Below are 15,256 nucleotides of genomic sequence, written 5' to 3' on the forward strand. Positions count from 1 at the left end.
AATCAAGCAAAACGCGGTGTACCTGATACTGCACGGGGCATGGTTTTGGGGCTGCTGCGCAGCCCAACGCGGGGCAAGCCCGCTCGCCACAGTTAGGCCCGCTTCCAGGATTTGATTCTGATTTTTAATCCCTCAGAACCGTGAAAGACGATACGACGCCCATTGCGGGACGTTCTGGTGTGACACCATTTGCCCAATCATCTGCGCTGTCACCGCAGCCTGGGTCAGCCCCAGATGCTGGTGACCGAACGCGAGCAGTACCTTGCCCCCACAGACTTGGTCAATGATCGGCAGCGAGTCTGGCAGGGAAGGCCGAAATCCCCTCCAGGGGCTGGCGTCGTGGCGGTTCAAGTCTTCGCGGAACAGGCCCTGGCTCAGGCGGTGCAGCTGCCAGGCGCGTTCCATGTTGGCAGGGCGGTCCAGTCCGGCGAATTCCACCGTGCCGGCCAGGCGCAGGCCGCCGCGCATGGGGGTCATGATGAACTTGCGTTCCAGCGAGGTGACCGCAAATGGCAGACGGCCTTGCTCGTGGGGCAGCATCAGGTGGTAGCCGCGCTCCGTGTCCAGTGGCACTTTTTTGCCGGTCAGGGCCGCCGTCAGTTTGGCGGAGTGGGCGCCGCAGGCAATCAGGACCTGCGGTGCGGTGAGAGTTCCCTGGTCGGTCGTCAGCGTGACGCCATCGCCTTCGACGCGTCCATTGAGCACCTTGCGCTGGATAAATCGCACGCCGCCGGCCTTGGCGGCATCAACCAGCGCGCGCACCACTGTGTAGGGATCGATAAAGTGCCCGGTGCCCGGAAAAAACAAACCGCCCTGGATGCGCTCACTCAACTGCGGCGCACCGGCGCGGACCGCATCGCCTGACCAGAAGGCCACTGGTACGTCCTGTTGTTGCATGCGCTGCTGCAAGGCATCGATGGCGTTTCGCGAATCGGCTCGCTCGAATACCAACAATGAGCCGTCGTTGCGTAGCAGTTGTGGCTGTCCGATGGACTCGAGCAGGCGGCGCCAGGCATCCAGGCTGCCTTCATTCAGGGCCCTAAGACCGGTCACCGTGCGTTGATAGCGCTCCGTCCGCAGGTTGAGCAGCAGCCGGGCGAACCAGGGCAGGGCGCGGGGCAGGTATTTCCAGTCCAAGCGCAGCGGGCCCGTGGGGTCCAGCAGCATGGCGGGCAGGCGTTTGAGGATCGCCAGATCGGCGATGGGAAAGACCTGCTCGGTCGCCAGGTGACCGGCGTTGCCGTAGGAAGCGCCCATGCCCGGCGCCTGCGCGTCGATCACCAGCACCTGGCGTCCTTGCCGCGAGAGTCGCAGAGCGCAGGCTACGCCGATGATGCCGGCACCGACGATGACGATGTCTGGCGGGGTCTGGTCGCACATGCCCTGTTCGCTCCTACATCGACGCCTCGGCCGACCAATTGGCGTACCAGTTGCGAAACAGTGTGTATTGCTGCTCGGCATAGCGCCGCTGGGCATCGCTGAGCGCATCGCTCTCGTTGAAGTGCAACGCGTAACCCGGGTCCCCATTGAGCACCATCAGGTGCTTGTAATACAGCACCAGGTCGCAGCCTTCATCGAAGGACGACAGCACCGCCAGTGCCGTTTCCAGCTCGCGGGCCAGGCGAGCGGCCTTGGCATCGCCCAGGGCGGCCTTCTGGCTCAGCGCCACCAGTTGCAGCACCTCTCGCGGCAAGGCATTGCCGACACCAGTGATGGCACCGACAGCGTTGCAATTGACGAAGCCATGCACCACCTGGGTGTCGACGCCGACCATCAGGGTCACGTTGTCGTCCTGGGACGTGATGTTTTCTGCGGCGTAGCGCAGGTCGGCAGCGCCGCCGAACTCCTTGAAACCAATCAGGTTCGGGTGCTGGCGGCGCAGCTCGAAGAACAGCTCGGCACGCGTTGCGAAGCCGTAGTAAGGGCTGTTGTAGATCACCGCCGGCAGGTTCGGCGCCGCATTGAGGATCGCGGCGAAGTGGGCCTTTTGCGCGGTAGCCGATGCCCCTCGGGAAAGTACGCGGGGAATCACCATCAGACCATGGGCGCCGACCTTGGCGGCATGCGCCGCGTGGGCCACGGCTTCACGGCTGTTCACCGCGCCAGTGCCGACGATGGTTGGCACACCCGCAGCCACCAGGCGCGCCACGCCCTCCTGGCGCTGGGCTTCGGTGAGCAGCGGCCAATCCCCCATCGAGCCGCAATACACCACGGCGCTCATGCCGATATCGATCAGCTCGCGGCCCTTGGCGACCAGCGCGTCGAAGTCGGGCGTGCGCGCCGGGGTGCAGGGCGTCATGAGGGCAGGAATGCAGCCGCTGAAGATGTTGTGGGTCATTGTCGCAACTCCTTGTGTCATACGGATTGGACAGGGGCGCAGATGCCCCAGGCAAAAGGGTCCTGCTCGTCGATCAGCAGCACGCTGTCGGCGGTCACGTAGGCGCGGCCGGTGATGAAGGGCCGCACCTGTTCGCCCTGCCATTCATAACGGCCTTCGAATTGGCTGCCGGTAATACCGGCCTGTAACCAGATGTCGCCTTCAGCGAGTTTGCCGTCTGCCGCCAGGCAGGCGAGCTTGGCGCTGGTGCCGGTGCCGCAGGGCGAGCGGTCGTAGGCCTTGCCCGGGCACATGACGAAGTTGCGGCTGTCGGCCTGGGCGTCATCGGCGAACAATTCGACATGGTCGATCAGCGCACCTTCCGCCCCGTGAATGCCCTGATCCTCGAGGGCCTTGAGCAGCGTCCAGGTGTAATCGCTGAGCGCGGCAACATGGCTCATGTGCAACGCCTGGCCGTGGTCAGACACCAGGAAAAACCAGTTGCCGCCCCAGGCGATATCGCCATGTACCAGGCCATGGCTAGGTACCTGCACCGCAACCTGTTTGCGGTAGCGCCAGGCGGGCACATTGCGCAGGGTAACGGTGCCGTCGGCGTGCAGCGTGGCGGTGACGCTCCCGACCGGCGTGTCGATGAGATGGTCGCCGGGGCTGATATGGCCGAGAAAATGCAATGAAGCCACCAGGCCGATGGTGCCGTGGCCGCACATGCCCAGGTAACCGGCGTTGTTGAAGAAGATCACCCCGCAGGTGGCACCTGGCGTCACCGGCTGGCAATACAACGCGCCCACCAGCACATCGTTGCCGCGCGGCTCCAGCAGGCAGGCGCGACGCCATTGATCATGGTGCGTGCGCAGGCTGTCGAGCTGCGCGGCGAGGGTGCTGCCGGCCAGTGCAGGAAAGCCGTTTAGAACCAGGCGGGTGGGTTCGCCGCCGGTGTGGGAGTCGATGACATGCAATCGTTTCATGGAGCGCTCCGTCAGTGCACGTTGCCGGGAGAAGGCATGGCAACGTCTTCTTGTGACTGGCCTAGCCTGAACGCGTTGGCCAGGCACCGATTGATGCTTTGCCCAGTGGTGGATGACGATTTCGGCACAATGACCACACTCGACAGCGCCGCAGGCATGGCGCAATCTGCTGGACGTCGACGTATGAGTGGGGCGGTCAAAGTCATGTTGCACAGCGCGTTTGCGGCCTTTCTCCAGGGCAGTCGCCCCCGCAGCATCGAACACGTGCTGTCCGGCGTGGCGCAACTGCTACCGCTGCTGGACGTGATCCCCAATGCGACGATCTTCATCAAGGACAGCGACGCCCGCTACGTGCTCGCCAACCGCACGCTGGTGCAGCGTTGTGGCCTCAGGCAGATGCAGTCGCTGTTGGGCAAGACCAGCGCCGAAGTGTTTCCCGCGCAACTGGGGCCCGGCTATACCGAGCAGGATCGGCGCGTGCTGCAGGCGGGCGTTGTGCTTGAAGACCAGTTGGAGTTGCACCTCTACGGCAGTCACGAGCCCGGCTGGTGCCTCACTCACAAATGGCCGCTGTACAACGATGTTGGCCAGATCATTGGCCTGGCGGGTATTTCGGTCGATCTGCAGTCGGCGAGTGATACCCACCCGGCCTACCAACGGCTGGCGGTGGTCGACGAATACATTCGCGTACATTTTCACCGCCGTATACGCCTTGTGGAACTGACGCGCATCGCCGGAATTTCCGTGGCGCAATTGGAGCGCTACTGCAAACGCGTGTTCCAGCTCACGCCCCGGCAGATGATCCAGAAGGTGCGGCTGGAGCATGCTCATCGACTGCTGCTGCATTCCGAACTGCCGATTACCGAGGTGGCGTTGCAGTGCGGGTACACCGATCACAGTGCATTTACCCGCCAGTTCAAATCTTCCACCGGGTTCACTCCGAGGCAGTATCGACAAACCTCGGCGTGAGATTTCAGCTGTGCGTGCACTCAGAAACTCTGGCCCAGAGAGAACTGGAAGATCTGCGTATCTGCATTTTCAGGGGTGCGAATCGGATAGGCCAGGTTGAAGCTCAATGGTCCCAAAGCGCTGTACCAGGTCACGCCGACTCCCACCGAGCTGGCCATCTGACCGAGTCCGATGGTGCCGCACCCCTGTGTAGTATTCACGAAGCACTTGTCCGCGTAGACGCTGCCCACGTCCCAGAACACTGAGGTGCGCAGGGATTTGGTGTCTTTGACGAAGGGGATGGGGAACAGGTATTCCATACCGCCCGTGATCAGGACGTTGCCGCCCAGCGTATCGCGGTCACGGTCGGTGTAGTACGCCTGACCCTGACGGGCGTAGGCTCCGGTCGCCGGAGTGCTGCGGGGCCCGAGGGTACCGCTTTTGAAGCCGCGCACTGAGCCTTCGCCGCCGGCGGTGTAGTTTTCATAAAAGGGCAGGCCATCGGTGGAACCGTAGCCGTTGGCATAACCGAGCTTGGTATGCAGGCGTAAGGCGGTGGTAGCGCTCAGCGGCACGAAAGTCTGTCCGGCATAGTCCAGCTTGTAGAAGCTCAAGTCGCTGCCGGGCACTGTCACCGTCATGTTCAGACTTTGCGAATGGCCGCGTGTGGCCAGGATGCCCTTGTTCAGGGTCGACTCCGACCAGCCAAGTTCAGCCTTGTAGTTGGTGAACGCCTGGCCCTCGCGGGCAATAAATTCATGGATTTCATCGGCGCTGTAGGTGCCCGGCTCGAGACTGTCGCGTTGTGCCGCAAGGCCAACACTCAAACGTGAAGTTTCGCTGATCGGGTAGCCGATTTTTGCCCCCACGCCAAAGCTGTTGAGCGCGTAATAGGAACGTCCATTGTCGTAGTAGTTGTTGTAATCGGTCTTGCTGTAAAACCCGTTGTAACCCAGGCTGACGCCGTCCCTGGTGAAGTAGGGGTCGGTAAAGCCAATGTTGTATTTGCTCTGATAAGTGGAGCGGGTCAATCCCAGGCTGGCGTAATTGCCGGTGCCCAGAAAGTTGCGCTGGCTGATCGATCCGCTCAGGATCAACCCGGCGCTCTGGGCGAACCCGACACTGGCGGTGATGGAGCCGGACGATTGCTCCTCCACGCTGTAGTTCACGTCCAACTGGTCGTCTGTGCCCGGCACTGGCGGCGTTTCGACATTGACCTCCTTGAAAAAACCCAGGCGTTCAAGGCGTACCTTGGACTGGTCGATGAGAAACGTGGATGCCCATCCTCCCTCCATCTGGCGCATTTCGCGGCGCAGCACCTGATCCTGGGTCTTGGTATTGCCGCGAAAATTGATGCGATTCACGTAGGCGCGCTTGCCGGGGTCGATGGCAAATACCAGGCTCACCGTGTGATCGTCTTCGTGCACCTGGGGTACGCCATTGACGTTGGCGAACGTGTAGCCTTCATTACCGAGGCGACGGGTGATCAGCTCCGCCGAGGTGGTCATCAGTTGTCGTGAAAACACCTGGCCCTTGCGCACCAGCAGCAGTGACTGCACCTGGTCTTCGGGGATTTTCAAATCACCGCTGAGTGTGACGTCGCGCACCCTGTAGCGACTGCCCTCGTGGATGTTGACCGTGATGTAAACGTGTTTTTTGTCTGGTGTGAGGGAGACCTGGGTCGAGCTGATATCCATGTTGATATAGCCACGATCCAGATAGTAGGAGCGAAGCCGCTCAAGGTCGCCGGAAAGCTTTTCGCGGGCGTATTTGTCGTCGTTCCTGAAAAACGACAGCCAGTTGCTGGTCTTCAGGGTGAATTGATCGGCCAGTTCTTCGTCGCTGAATACCGTGTTGCCGACCACGTTGATATGGCTGATGGCGGCCACGGCGCCTTCATCGACCGTGACCTTCAGCTCGACCCGGTTGCGTGGCAGGGTGACCACCTGCGCCTCGACCGCTGCCGAGTACCGGCCCTGGGCAACGTACTGGCGGGCCAGCTCGTTGCGCAGTCCCTCAAGGGTGGCGCGCTGAAACACTTCGCCTTCGCCCAGGCCAGCCTGTTTCATGCCTTTCAACAGATCGTCGGTTGCGATGGCTTTGTTGCCTTCAATCGTGATGCTGGAAACCGTCGGGCGCTCCACCACGTTGATGATCAGCACGTCGTTTTGCCGCGCCAGCTGAATGTCCTGAAACAATCCGGTCTTGAACAGTGCGCGCGTGGCTTGCGCCAACTGGCGGGCGTCCGCCTCGTCACCTATGTTTAGTGGCAGTGCCCCGAACACGCTGCCCGCCGAGACCCGTTGCAGCCCGTTGATACGGATATCCGAAATCGTCAGGGTTTGGGCCTGTAGCAATGAAATATCAAGCAATAGCGCAACCGTGCAAAGCAAGCGCGAAGAAATCATCAAAATCTTTCCAGAACACATCGACGGGGCAGCATAAAAGCGCGGTGGGTATGATGCGGTTAACCCAGTGTCAAGTTAGGTAAAGGTTGGATTGAGGTCATGACGATGGTCAGCGAAACCCGATAATGTGCGCACCCTGACCCGGGAGCTGGCGATGATTTCAGTACTGTTGGTTGATGACGATGAAGACCTCACCGAAATGCTCAGGCAGTACCTGGCGCGTGAAGGGTTTGACGCGACCGCCGTGCACACCGGCGAGGAGGGGGAGCAGCAGGCGCTGTCGGGGCGCTACAGCATCGTGGTGCTGGATGTGATGTTGCCGCAGTTGTCCGGGATAGAAGTGCTGCGGCGCATCCGCGCCGTCAGCCAGGTGCCGATCGTGCTGCTTACCGCCCGTGGCGACAATATTGACCGCATTGCCGGCCTGGAGCTGGGCGCGGACGACTATGTGCCCAAGCCCAGTTCCCCCGGAGAGCTGGTGGCGCGTCTGCGTGCCATCATGCGGCGGGTGCAGCCGGCGGATCGTCCGGCGGCGGACGTCATCCGCACTGGTGAGCTGGTGCTGTGGCCGGCCAGGCGCGAAGCCCGGTGGCAAGGCCGTGAGCTGGGTGTGACCAGCACCGAGTTCAGCCTGCTGGAGGAACTGGCCAGATGCGCGGGTCAGGTGGTGAACAAGACCGACCTGTCGCTCAATGCCCTGGGGTGCCCGCTCAAACGCTATGACCGGCGTATCGACGTGCATATCAGCAGCATTCGCCAGAAGCTGGGGCCGCGCAGCGATGGCAAGGCCTGGATCCAGAGCGTGCGCGGTCTCGGCTACCAGTTGATCGCCGAATGATGAAGCCCAGCCGGCTGTTCTGGAAGCTGTTCCTGGCGTTCTGGCTGGCGACGAGCCTGACCTTTTTTGCCGGGGTCGGGGTGCATGAGGTGGAAACGCTGGAGCCGAACGATCCCCACTTAAAAGTCATCCTGGCCAGTGAGGTCGCGCTGCTGCGGCAGTTCGGTGTCGAGTCCGGGGCCGAACTGCTGGCGACCTGGCGACGCCCGCCCGATCAGGCAATCGGCGTGTATGACACTGCCGGGCAACTGCTGGCCGGCTCCGCTGTGCGGTCGCCAGCCTATGAGCAGACCGTGATCAGCAAGGAAGGTCTCATCCTGTCGCTGCGCTCCACCCATCCGATCAGCTATGAGCACGGCGGCTTCGGCCTGCAGGTGCCGCTGATCATCGGCACCTTGATGAGCGCACTGTTCAGCGGGTTTCTGGCCTACTATCTGGCGTGGCCCCTGGCCAGCTTGCGCCGCGCGATGGGCGAGGTGGCCCAGGGGCGTTTCGATGTTCGCGTCAAACCGATGATGGGCAAGCGTCGCGACGAAATTGTCGACCTGGCCGGCGAATGCGACCGCATGGCCAACCAGCTCAAGCTGCTGGTACAAGCCCAGCAACGATTGCTTCACGATATTTCCCATGAGCTGCGTTCACCGCTGACGCGCATGCGCGCGGCCATCGGGCTGCTGCGCCAGGACAGCGAGCGTGTGGGCATGCTTGAGCGCATCGAGCGCGAGTCCGAGCGTATGGATGCCCTGATCGAAGCGCTGCTGACGCTGGCGCGCCTGCAAGGGCGGCCCGAGAGCATTCAGCGCGAACCGTTCGACATCAGCGAATTACTGGCGATGATCGTCGAAGATGCGCAATTCGAGGCGGCCATCAAAGGTTGTCGAGTGGAGCTGCAAGGCGGCCCGCCGTTTATTGCCTGCGTCAATGGCGAGCTGATGTACCGCTGCTTCGAGAACGTGATACGCAACGCCGTGCGCTACACCCGGCCGCAGACGTCGGTGCGGGTATCCACCCGGCTCAGTGCCGATGCGGAGCAACTGTGCGTGCGCATCACCGATCAGGGGCCGGGCGTGGACGAGGCCCGACTGCAGAGCATCTTTGAACCGTTCGAACGCGGTAGCGGCGACGCCTGCGTCGGCTTTGGCCTGGGTTTGGCGATTGCCTGCAGTGCCCTGGACATGCACCAGGGCAGTATCGTGGCGCGCAATGAGCAGGAGGGTGGGTTGACCGTGGAAATCAGCCTGCCCAGGGCAAGGTCTTTACGCGAAATTACACTCGCTTGACGGCTCTGTACTTGCCAGCTCATTAGACTCTGCGCTCGGCAAAGCCATTGGTTGAGTAGAGGCAGCGATGTTTCAGGTGCATAAAAAGGGGTTCGTTTCAGGGCGGAAAATGATCGACGGGCTGGTGCCCTATGACTTCTTTTGCGAAGACAATCCGACGATCAATCTATTTGTATTTACCGGCGCGGCCGGAGAAGGCGAAGCCATCGAAGCGCCGACACTGTGGGGATTTACCCGCCTGGAGCGGTTTGAGGCGATGGCCAGTGCATTGTTGGCGAACAAACGCGACGACGGCTGGTTTCAAAGTGTCAATGTGCTCACCGGCCCCGTCCAGAACGGCACCCTGGGGGTGAAGTTCCAGCGCGTGCGTAAAATTATCAAGCACGCCGGCCCGGCAGTGCCTTCGGCGCGCAAAGTGGATTATGAAATTCACACCGACGACGGCGACATCTACTTCACCCGACAACCGCTGTCGGCCGGCCTTGCGCAAACCGTCATTTACGCGGTGGACAATGCCGGGGAGCTGCCACCCGCCTGATCACGATCAGTGGCCACTTTCCCAGCCGCCATGCACCGCCTTGCGAATAGCCTCAAGCAGCATGGCGAACGCCGGATTGTCATTGTGTTCGCGCCAGATCAGGTGCAGTTCGCTTTGCACGCCTTCGCCAAGATCGATTTCGCGAAAGACCACGTTCCTGAACACCACACTGCTGGCGCAACGGGGCACCAGGGCCAGGCCCATGCCGGCGTTGACCAGCGCCAGAATGGTCAGGGAAGAACCCAGCCATTGCACGTATTCGGGCGCCACGCGGGCTGAGCGCAGCATGCCCGTAAGCAGCTCGTTAAATGGCGGATAGGCCGAGTGGGCATACATCAGGAAGGGCTGGGCATCCAGGTCCTGCACCGAGACGTGCTCGGCCTGGGCCAGTGGATGCCGACAATGCACAGCCAGTACGAAGGGTTCGCGCACCAGGCATTCGGTGGCGTAGCCGGGCTCCAGCAGGGGCGCGCGCACGATACCCAGGTCGATGCGGCGCGCGCGCAGGGCTTCATGCTGCTGGTAGGTGTTCATCTCCGCCAGATCAATGCGCACATGGGGCTGCTTGAGCCGTGCTTCGGCGATGACCTTGGGCAAAAACTCATACACCGCGCTGCCCACGAAGCTGATGTTTACCGTGCCGATATCCCCTTCGGCAAAGCGCCGCGCGGTCACGGCGGCCTGCTGGGCGCGCTCGAGCAGGTTCTGCGCTTCGACGAAAAAAGCCCGGCCTGCGGCGGTGAGCGTGACGCTGCGGGTGGTGCGGGTGAACAACTCCACTCCGAGGTGATGCTCCAGCAACTGGATCTGCCGGCTCAGCGGCGGCTGGGTCATGTTCAACCGCTCCGCAGCACGCCGAAAGTTGAGTTCGGTAGCCACCGTGGTGAAGCAGCGCAATTGAGTCAGCTCAAACATTGATCTAATCCAGGTATCAATCGAATGCCAAGTTAGATTAGACGGGATCAATATTCGGCGTCCATCATCCCTGCGTCCCTAAAAAAATAAATCAACGGGAGTCGCCCTTGAATACCGTCCAGAGTTCGCCCGACCCAACCGTGCTCGCCCGTGCGGCGGCCAAGGTCAAGCGCCATGTCCTCCCGCTGTTTGTGGTGATGTTTATCGTCAACTACATCGACCGGGTCAATATTGGCTTTGTACGCAGCCATCTGGAAACCGACCTGGGCATTGGCGCTGCGGCCTATGGCCTGGGCGCGGGTTTGTTCTTCATCGGCTACGCGCTGTTCGAAGTGCCGTCCAATCTGCTGTTACAACGTTACGGCGCCCGCGCCTGGTTGACCCGCATCATGTTCACCTGGGGCGCGGCGGCCATGGCCATGGCCTTTGTGCAGGGCGAGACGAGTTTCTATGTGCTGCGCTTTATTCTCGGCGCCGCCGAAGCCGGGTTTTTTCCGGGCATTATCTACTACTTCACCCAGTGGCTACCGGCCAGCGAGCGCGGCAAGGCCATGGCGATTTTCCTCAGCGGTTCGGCCATTGCCTCGGTGATTTCCGGCCCGGTGTCAGGCGCGCTGCTGAGTGTCAGCGGCCTGAGCCTGCATGGCTGGCAGTGGATGTTCCTGATTGAAGGTTTCGCCTCGATCGTGCTCTGCGGGTTTGTGTGGTTCTGGCTGCAGTCCCATCCCCGTCAGGCCAGCTGGCTCAGCGAGGAAGAAAAGCAGGCGCTGGTGAGTGCCATTGCGCTTGAGCAACTGGCGCGTGAGGCGGCGCAGGTCAGCCGGCCGTCGATGTTCACGTTGCTGGCCGATAAACAGATCGCGTTGTTCTGCTTTATCTACTTCTCCATTGCCCTGACCATTTACGGCGCGACCTTCTGGCTGCCGAGCATGATCAAGCAGATGGGCAGCCTCGGCGACTTTCAGGTCGGTCTGTTCAACTCGATTCCGTGGTTGATTTCCATCGTCGCCATGTACGGCTTTGCCGCCCTGGCCAGCAAGTGGAAACACCAGCAGGCCTGGGTGTCGCTGATGCTGGTGATTGCTGCCTTCGGCATGTTCATGTCCACCACCGGCGGGCCGGTGTTTGCGTTTGTCGCCATCTGTTTTGCCGCGATTGGTTTCAAGGCGGCCTCGGCGCTGTTCTGGCCGATTCCCCAGGGCTACCTGGATGCGCGTATCGCTGCGGCGGTGATCGCCTTGATCAACTCGGTCGGCAACCTGGGCGGATTTGTCGCGCCAACCACCTTTGGCTTTCTCGAGCAGACCACCGGCTCCATCCAGGGCGGGCTGTATGGCCTGGCGGCGACCTCGCTGATAGCGGCGGTGGTGGTGTTTTTTGCCCGCACCGCGCCACGCAGCGGCGTACCCGCCAGCACGGTGCCCGTCGAACCGGTCGTCAGCCAGCCTCGCGATTCTCATCACACCTTGCGTTCAGGCCAACAGGGAGCTATCTCTTGAAAATCATCCGCGTCAGTGTCACCCCGATTGCCTTCCGCGATCCACCACTGCTGAACGCCAGCGGTATTCATGAGCCCTTCGCATTGCGCTCGATCATCGAGATCGAAAGCGACACCGGCTATATCGGGCTGGGTGAGAGTTATGGCGATGCACCGGCGCTGGCGATTCAGCAGCAGGTCGCGCCACAGCTCATCGGCCTTGATCCGTTCCAGCTCAACCAGCTGCGCGCCATCGTGCAGACCACCGTGGCCGCGCAAAAGACCACCAGCCTGCCCGGCGCCGAGCTGGCGCCGGGCTCCCATGCCAGCAAGGCGGTGAGCAATGCCTACTCGGCCTTTGAGGTGGCCTTCCTCGACCTGCAGGCCCACGCGTTGAATGTGCCGCTGGTTGACTTGCTGGGCGGGGCGATCCGCGACCGGATCCCCTTCAGCGCCTACCTGTTTTTCAAATACGCCCAGCACATCGATTCGCCCTACAAGCCCGACAGTTGGGGCGAGGCGCTGAGCGCGCAACAGATCGTTGCCCAGGCGCGCCGGATGATCGAAAGCCATGGGTTCAAAAGCATCAAGCTCAAGGCCGGCGCCCTGGACCCCGAACACGAAGTGGCCTGCATCAAGGCCCTGAAAGAGGCGTTCCCGGGGGTTCCGCTGCGCATCGACCCGAATGGCAACTGGTCGCTGGCAACCTCGGTGCGCATGGCACAACTGCTCGGCGATGACCTGCAATATTACGAAGACCCGACGCCAGGCCTGGACGGCATGGCCGAATTGCACGCACGCACCGGGCTGCCCCTGGCCACCAATATGGTGGTCACCGACTTCGACGAATTTCGCCGCAGCGTGGCGCTCAACAGCGTGCAGATCGTGCTGGCCGACCACCATTATTGGGGTGGCCTGCGCGATACCCAGGTGCTGGCCAAAATGTGTGACACCTTTGGCCTGGGCGTGTCGATGCATTCCAACTCGCACCTGGGCATCAGCCTGATGGCCATGGCCCATGTTGCTGCGGCGGTGCCCAATCTTGATTACGCCTGCGACACCCATTACCCGTGGCAGGAACCGGACGAGGAGGTGATCAAGGGCGGCAAGGTGCCGATTGTCGACGGTTGCGTGACCATCACCCGCGCACCGGGGCTGGGGCTCGAACTGGACCACGATCAATTGGCCAAGCTCCATGACCAGTACTTGAGTTGCGGCATTCGCCAGCGTGACGACGTGAAACAGATGCAGCGCTATCAGCCTGAGTGGACGAGCGTGAAACCACGGTTTTAAAAGGGTCGCTTGCTTTGCCCGGTCGCACCGTTTCGGTGCCGCCGGGTTTTTTTTGCGCGCCTGTGCGCAGAATCCCGGGTGTCAGGGGATCGCGATGCAACGAATGGGCGCCGTTGCCCCTCCTATGTTTACGAATAACCTTTCACGAGACAGGTAGTAGGCTTATGACGGCGGCAGACAAGGATCATGTGAATTGGCTGGTACAACAATCGATGCTGAACGCGGCGCGTCAGCGTGCCCGGCTGTATTCCGGGCAGGGCCGGTTGTGGCAGCAGCCTTACGCGCAGACGCGGCCGCGTGATGCTTCCGCCTTGTCGTCGGTGTGGTTCACCGCGTACCCGGCCTCGATCGTCACCCGCGAAGACGGCACCGTGCTGGAGGCCCTCGGCGATGAAGCGCTGTGGCATGCGCTGTCGAAAATCGGCATTCAGGGCATTCACAACGGCCCGCTGAAAAAGTCCGGTGGTCTGTCCGGCACCCGTCATACGCCCACCATCGATGGCAATTTCGACCGCATCAGTTTCGACATTGACCCGCAGCTGGGCACCGAGGCGCAGTTGCAGGCGCTGACGCGCATGGCCGCCGCGCACAACGCGGTGATCATCGACGACGTGATCCCGTCGCACACCGGCAAGGGCGCTGATTTTCGTCTGGCCGAGATGGCCTATGAGGACTATCCGGGGCTCTACCACATGGTGGAAATCCGCGAAGAAGACTGGCCCCTGCTGCCCGACGTCGCCGAAGGGCGTGATGCGCAGAACCTCAGCCCGTTGCAGGTGGATGCCCTGCGCGACAAGCACTACATCGTTGGCCAACTGCAACGGGTGATCTTCTTCGAGCCCGGTGTGAAGGAAACCGACTGGAGCGCCACGCCGGTGGTCCTGGGCGTCGACGGCAAACCACGGCGCTGGGTGTACCTGCATTATTTCAAGGAAGGCCAGCCGTCGCTCAACTGGCTTGACCCTTCATTCGCCGCGCAGCAAATGATCATCGGCGACGCCCTGCACGCGATCGACGTGATGGGCGCGAAGATCCTGCGCCTGGATGCCAACGGCTTCCTCGGTGTCGAGCGCAAGCTGGACGGCACCGCCTGGTCGGAAAGCCATCCGCTGTCGATCACCGGCAACCAGTTGCTCGGCGGCGCGATTCGCAAGGCCGGCGGTTTCAGCTTCCAGGAATTGAACCTCACGGTGGACGACATCGCCTCGATGTCCCACGGCGGGGCGGACCTGTCCTACGACTTCATCACCCGGCCGGCCTACCAGCACGCCTTGCTGATGGGCGATGCGGAATTCCTGCGCCTGATGCTGCGCCAGATGCACAGTTTGGGCATTGACCCGGGCTCGCTGATTCACGCGCTGCAAAACCACGATGAACTGACCCTGGAACTGGTGCACTTCTGGACCCTGCACGCCCACGACAGCTTCCTGTACCAGGGCCAGACCTTCCCCGGCAACATCCTGCGCGAGCACATCCGCGAGCAGATGTATGAGCGCCTGACCGGCGAGCATGCGCCGTACAACCTCAAGTTCGTCACCAACGGGGTGTCGTGCACCACGGCCAGCATCATCACGGCGGCGCTGGGCATTCGTGACCTGGACGCGATCACGCCGGCCGATATTCAGCAAATTCGCCAGATCCATTTGCTGCTGGTGATGTACAACGCCATGCAGCCTGGCGTGTTTGCGTTGTCCGGCTGGGACCTGGTGGGCGCGTTGCCGTTGGCGGCCGATGAGGTGGCCCACCTGATGCAGGACGGCGATACCCGCTGGATCCACCGTGGCGCCTACGACCTGGTGGACCTGAACCCCGAGGCCGAACTGTCGGCCGGGCAGATGCCACGCTCCAAATCCCTGTACGGCAGTTTGACCCGTCAGTTGCAGGACCCGGAGTCGTTCGCCTCCCAGCTGCAAAAAATCCTCGGCGTGCGCCGCGCCTATGATATTGCCGCGAGCCGCCAGATCCTGGTACCGGACGTCGAACACCCGGGCTTGCTGGTGATGGTCCACGAACTGCCGGCCGGCAAGGGCACGCAGATTACCGCGCTGAACTTCGGCGCCACGCCGATCACGGAAACCCTGCACCTGCCCAATATTGCGCCTGGGCCGGTAGTGGACATCATCAATGAGCGAGTCGAGGGCGATTTGACGGAAGAGGGTGAGTTCACCATCACGCTGGATGCCTACGAAGGGCTGGCGCTGCGGGTGGTGAGCAACACACCGATGCTGTGATGAGAGTGCCTGGGGTGCCACTGGG

At 61.9% G+C, this 15,256-nt stretch carries 12 protein-coding genes; 7 read left to right on the forward strand and 5 right to left on the reverse strand.

Annotated elements, in window-relative coordinates; all coding sequences use genetic code 11:
* Positions 1–132: 132 nt before the first annotated feature.
* Genes TU79_RS23695 through TU79_RS23705 form a run of 3 tightly spaced genes read right to left on the reverse strand, consistent with a single transcriptional unit; the run spans position 133 to position 3,303 of the window.
* Complete coding sequence (locus TU79_RS23695) at positions 133–1,380, reverse strand: NAD(P)/FAD-dependent oxidoreductase (protein WP_057010262.1); 1,248 nt, start codon at positions 1,378–1,380, stop codon at positions 133–135.
* Positions 1,381–1,393: 13 nt separating this feature from the next.
* Positions 1,394–2,338 carry a dihydrodipicolinate synthase family protein gene (locus TU79_RS23700; protein WP_057010263.1) on the reverse strand — a complete coding sequence of 315 codons (945 nt, stop codon included), beginning with the start codon at positions 2,336–2,338 and terminating at the stop codon, positions 1,394–1,396.
* A 17-nt stretch (positions 2,339–2,355) separates the two neighbouring features.
* Positions 2,356–3,303 carry a 4-hydroxyproline epimerase gene (locus TU79_RS23705; RefSeq protein WP_057010264.1) on the reverse strand — a complete coding sequence of 316 codons (948 nt, stop codon included), beginning with the start codon at positions 3,301–3,303 and terminating at the stop codon, positions 2,356–2,358.
* A gap of 204 nt (positions 3,304–3,507) precedes the next feature.
* Here TU79_RS23705 and TU79_RS23710 point away from each other — a divergent pair, with 204 nt between their 5' ends.
* Positions 3,508–4,272: an AraC family transcriptional regulator gene (locus tag TU79_RS23710; protein WP_057010292.1), complete on the forward strand. Its 765-nt coding sequence runs from the start codon at positions 3,508–3,510 to the stop codon at positions 4,270–4,272.
* 20 nt (positions 4,273–4,292) lie between these two features.
* Here the strand turns inward: TU79_RS23710 and bamA are convergent, their stop codons facing one another.
* Positions 4,293–6,659: an outer membrane protein assembly factor BamA gene (gene bamA / locus TU79_RS23715; RefSeq protein WP_057010265.1), complete on the reverse strand. Its 2,367-nt coding sequence runs from the start codon at positions 6,657–6,659 to the stop codon at positions 4,293–4,295.
* Positions 6,660–6,813: 154 nt separating this feature from the next.
* Between bamA and TU79_RS23720 the strand changes: the two genes are divergently transcribed.
* The 3 genes from TU79_RS23720 (at position 6,814) to TU79_RS23730 (ending at position 9,315) form a co-directional block, all read left to right on the forward strand.
* On the forward strand, positions 6,814–7,497 hold the full coding sequence (locus TU79_RS23720; protein WP_057010293.1) for a response regulator transcription factor: 684 nt from the start codon (positions 6,814–6,816) through the stop codon (positions 7,495–7,497).
* A complete protein-coding gene (locus TU79_RS23725) occupies positions 7,494–8,777 on the forward strand; it encodes a HAMP domain-containing sensor histidine kinase (RefSeq protein ID WP_057010266.1) in 1,284 nt (427 codons plus the stop codon). The genes TU79_RS23720 and TU79_RS23725 overlap by 4 nt, the downstream gene beginning before the upstream one ends.
* A 67-nt stretch (positions 8,778–8,844) precedes the next feature.
* Entirely contained in the window at positions 8,845–9,315 is a 471-nt protein-coding gene (locus TU79_RS23730) for a hypothetical protein (RefSeq protein ID WP_057010267.1), read from the forward strand.
* 6 nt (positions 9,316–9,321) lie between these two features.
* Here the strand turns inward: TU79_RS23730 and TU79_RS23735 are convergent, their stop codons facing one another.
* The gene (locus tag TU79_RS23735) at positions 9,322–10,230 is read right to left on the reverse strand and encodes a LysR family transcriptional regulator (protein ID WP_057010268.1); all 909 of its coding nucleotides are present in this window, start codon (positions 10,228–10,230) and stop codon (positions 9,322–9,324) included.
* Between the two features lie 107 nt (positions 10,231–10,337).
* On the opposite strand from TU79_RS23735, the gene TU79_RS23740 reads away from it, so the two are divergent.
* The 3 genes from TU79_RS23740 to treS all read left to right on the forward strand — a co-directional run bounded on the left by TU79_RS23740 (position 10,338) and on the right by treS (position 15,231).
* Positions 10,338–11,729, forward strand: coding sequence for an MFS transporter (locus TU79_RS23740; protein WP_057010269.1), 1,392 nt, complete (start codon positions 10,338–10,340; stop codon positions 11,727–11,729).
* A complete protein-coding gene (locus tag TU79_RS23745) occupies positions 11,726–13,000 on the forward strand; it encodes a glucarate dehydratase family protein (protein ID WP_057010270.1) in 1,275 nt (424 codons plus the stop codon). The genes TU79_RS23740 and TU79_RS23745 overlap by 4 nt, the downstream gene beginning before the upstream one ends.
* 164 nt (positions 13,001–13,164) lie before the next feature.
* Positions 13,165–15,231, forward strand: coding sequence for a maltose alpha-D-glucosyltransferase (gene treS, locus TU79_RS23750; protein ID WP_057010271.1), 2,067 nt, complete (start codon positions 13,165–13,167; stop codon positions 15,229–15,231).
* Positions 15,232–15,256: the final 25 nt, after the last annotated feature.

It is taken from the genome of Pseudomonas trivialis, from assembly GCF_001439805.1.
GTDB lineage: Bacteria > Pseudomonadota > Gammaproteobacteria > Pseudomonadales > Pseudomonadaceae > Aquipseudomonas > Aquipseudomonas trivialis.

Excerpts from the sequence above, each read along its gene's own strand:
- TU79_RS23705 (WP_057010264.1), bottom strand. The coding sequence starts at position 3,303 with ATGAAACGATTGCATGTCATCGACTCCCACACCGGCGGCGAACCCACC.
- TU79_RS23710 (WP_057010292.1), top strand. The coding sequence starts at position 3,508 with ATGTTGCACAGCGCGTTTGCGGCCTTTCTCCAGGGCAGTCGCCCCCGC.
- TU79_RS23735 (WP_057010268.1), bottom strand. The coding sequence starts at position 10,230 with ATGTTTGAGCTGACTCAATTGCGCTGCTTCACCACGGTGGCTACCGAA.
- TU79_RS23700 (WP_057010263.1), bottom strand. The coding sequence starts at position 2,338 with ATGACCCACAACATCTTCAGCGGCTGCATTCCTGCCCTCATGACGCCC.
- bamA (WP_057010265.1), bottom strand. The coding sequence starts at position 6,659 with ATGATTTCTTCGCGCTTGCTTTGCACGGTTGCGCTATTGCTTGATATT.
- TU79_RS23720 (WP_057010293.1), top strand. The coding sequence starts at position 6,814 with ATGATTTCAGTACTGTTGGTTGATGACGATGAAGACCTCACCGAAATG.
- TU79_RS23730 (WP_057010267.1), top strand. The coding sequence starts at position 8,845 with ATGTTTCAGGTGCATAAAAAGGGGTTCGTTTCAGGGCGGAAAATGATC.
- TU79_RS23695 (WP_057010262.1), bottom strand. The coding sequence starts at position 1,380 with ATGTGCGACCAGACCCCGCCAGACATCGTCATCGTCGGTGCCGGCATC.
- treS (WP_057010271.1), top strand. The coding sequence starts at position 13,165 with ATGACGGCGGCAGACAAGGATCATGTGAATTGGCTGGTACAACAATCG.
- TU79_RS23725 (WP_057010266.1), top strand. The coding sequence starts at position 7,494 with ATGATGAAGCCCAGCCGGCTGTTCTGGAAGCTGTTCCTGGCGTTCTGG.